Origin of the sequence: Pseudomonas sp. 18.1.10, assembly GCF_024655625.1 — a bacterium.
GTDB lineage: Bacteria > Pseudomonadota > Gammaproteobacteria > Pseudomonadales > Pseudomonadaceae > Aquipseudomonas.
Window position 1 is genome coordinate 1 of sequence record NZ_JANLGL010000395.1, and the last position, 2,701, is coordinate 2,701.

Annotated in this window: 1 protein-coding gene; it reads right to left on the bottom strand. The window is 63.1% G+C overall.

Annotation, left to right across the window (positions count from 1 at the left end):
- Window positions 1-70 precede the first annotated feature (70 nt).
- Window positions 71-2,512: a penicillin acylase family protein gene (locus NUV89_RS29040; protein ID WP_257784024.1), complete on the bottom strand. Its 2,442-nt coding sequence runs from the start codon at window positions 2,510-2,512 to the stop codon at window positions 71-73.
- Between the last annotated feature and the right edge of the window lie 189 nt (window positions 2,513-2,701).

Sequence of the window (2,701 nt, forward strand, 5' to 3'; positions counted from 1 at the left end):
ACATTTGCATCGACTGATCCACCGCCTTCGCGAGCAAGCCCGCTCCCACAGTTTGATCCGGTTTCTTCAGCTACTTACCGGGTGTGAGGGTCAACCTGGCTTTTCCATACACCTTCTCGAAATTCTGCGGCTGCATCGGGAAGCTCAGGTATTGCGCCTTGAGCGACGGGTCGATGCCGTTGGCATAGTTCGGGCTGGCCGGGTTGCCGGATTGGCCGATGCCACCCTGGCCGGTCATCGGCTCCACCTGGCTGAAGTCGACGATCATGCGCAACGCCGGCACCTGCGTGGTGTTGAAGTCCTGCCCCCAGCTGTACGGCGCCGGGTTCAAGGTGTTGTGGTCGCCACCGGACGCCAGCGGGCCGCGAATCACCTGGCCCTGGCTGTTTTTCCAGGTGGTGCTGTGCAACTTGCCCCACTGCCAGGCCTTGTGGTCGGTGCCCAGTTGGCTGTCGCCGGCGCTGATCGCGGCGGCGAGGGTGCGCGCCAGGATCGCCGGTTTGTCTTCTTTCTGCGGGGTACGCGTGTCATCCCAGAACGGGCTGTCTTCGCGACCCAGCAGGTGGTCGGCGGTGGCGGCGTAGGACAGGCTGGCCGTGCTGACAAAGGCCTTCCAGCTGGCGCTGTTTTCCGGGCCGAGCTTGTCGAGGAAGATCTGCTTGGCGCTTTCCTGCAGGAACAGCTCGTAGATCGCCGCGTCGGCGGAGGTGGATACCAGGCGACCGTCGAACGCCATCAAGCGACCCAGCGCCTCACGCGCCTTGGCCTGTTCGGCCGCTGGCAAGGCATCGATCGCCTGCTTCAGCGGCTGGGCCATGCCCGGCGCCTGGAACAGGGTCTTGAGCTTGGCGGCGAACGTGGTGGTCTGGTCGTATTGCATGGCGATCATGCTGCGGGTGTCATGCTTGCCCGCGTTGGCCAGTTGCGCCAGGCGTTCGCTGCGTTCCGGGGCGTCCCAGGAATTGGACAGTTGCATGCCATAACCGCGTGGCGCGGTGCGTTGGTTGGCGGTGCCGATCCAGCCTTGGGCCGGGTCCTGGTCATAGGGGTGTAGCATCGCGTCGGCGTAACCGTCCCAGTCAAAGCGCGTGTCCCAGCCCGGCGAAGGCAGCAGGCCTTCACCTTCGCGGCGGTTGGGGAAACGCCCGGTGACTTGCCAGCCAATGTTGCTGGCATCGGCGAACACCATGTTCAACGCGATGGCGCGGATCTCGCGGGTCGCGTCCGAAGCCTTGCCGGCGTTTTGCGCGCGGGACAGGTCGAAGAACGCATCCAGGCTCTTGTCGTCCTTGAAGTCGGCGGTTTGCAGGGCCAGGCCAAAACCTGTGGTGAGGGCCTGGCTGCTATTGAGCAGGGCGCCGTGGCGGGTTTCGTACACCACTTCGCGAATCGAACGTTGGCCTTTGACGAAGAAGGTTTCGTTGCGCACACCGGCCGGTAGCCATTTGCCGTTGTTCTCGTAGTACAACGCGCTGCCTTGGCGTTTGACCTTTTCCAGGAACAGGTCCTGGGTATCGCCCTTGACCGTGCTCATACTCCACGCGACTTTGCCGTTGAAGCCCGACAACAGGGTCGGTAAACCGGCAATCGAGGCGCCGACCGCCTGGTATTTCGGCGCGCGGATCTGCACGTAGCTCCACGGGGACGGCGCTTGCGGCTGGGCGGCGAGGTCGTTGGCCAGCAGGCTTTTGCCGCTGCGGCTGCGTTGCGGGCCAATCGCCCAGTTGCTCGAGGTGGTCACGGCCAGCGAATTGAGGCGACTCAGTTGCTGGCTGACGCTGTCCAGCCCGGCGAGGCCGCTGATCTGGCTCAGGTTCACGCCTTTGAGTTTTTCCGCTTCGGCCAGCGGGATCGCTTCGTCCGGCGCGCTCGGGGTGAGCCAGGCGAGTTTGTCGACGCCGACCTTTTGTGCCAGCACCAAGGAGGCGATTTCTTCTTGCAGGTTGGCCGACTCGCTGAAATTCAGCAGGCAGAACAACAGCGCCGAATCCTCAGGCTTCCAGTACTCCGGTTTGTAACCGGTCTGGGCGAGGTCCGGCGGCAGCTTGTCGCGGTAGCGGAACAGGTAGGCGTTGACGCCCCGCGCGTACACCTCGAAGAAACGCTTGAGGCGCGGCGACGAGGCGTTATACAGCTCGCCGGCGCTTTTTTTCAGGTTGACCGCACGCATGAAACGGTCGGCATCCAGTACATCAGGGCCCGACATTTCCGCCAGACGGCCCTGGGCCAGCAGGCGCAGGGTGACCATCTGGGTGATGCGGTCGCTGGCGTGTACATAACCGAGGCTGAACAGCGCATCGTGGAAGGTATTGCTCTCGATCAGCGGCATGCCTTGGGCATTGCGACGCACCGACACATTCTGTGCCAGGCCTTTGATCGGTTGCACACCGGCGACCGGTGGCAGGGTGTCCTGGGTGCTCTGGAGCTGGCAACCGGCCAGGCTTAACGCACTGGCCACTGCCGCGGCAACGCCGAACCGGGGAAGAAAATGTGAGAGGGCTGGCGAGGCCATGGCAAAGCTCCTGCGGGGGGTAGCGTCAGTAAAGGCGCTACGTTAGTGAGCGCGGTGAAACGACGCAAGCGGGAGTTTGGGGTTAAGCATTACTTCTTGAATCAGGTGAAGGCTAATGTGGGAGCGGGCTTGCTCGCGAAGGCGGCGTGTCAGTCACCAATATTTCGACTGACACACCGTATTCGCTGT

What these genes read in the sequence shown, in the direction of transcription:
- NUV89_RS29040 (WP_257784024.1), bottom strand. Translation starts at nt 2,512, where the DNA reads ATGGCCTCGCCAGCCCTCTCACATTTTCTTCCCCGGTTCGGCGTTGCC.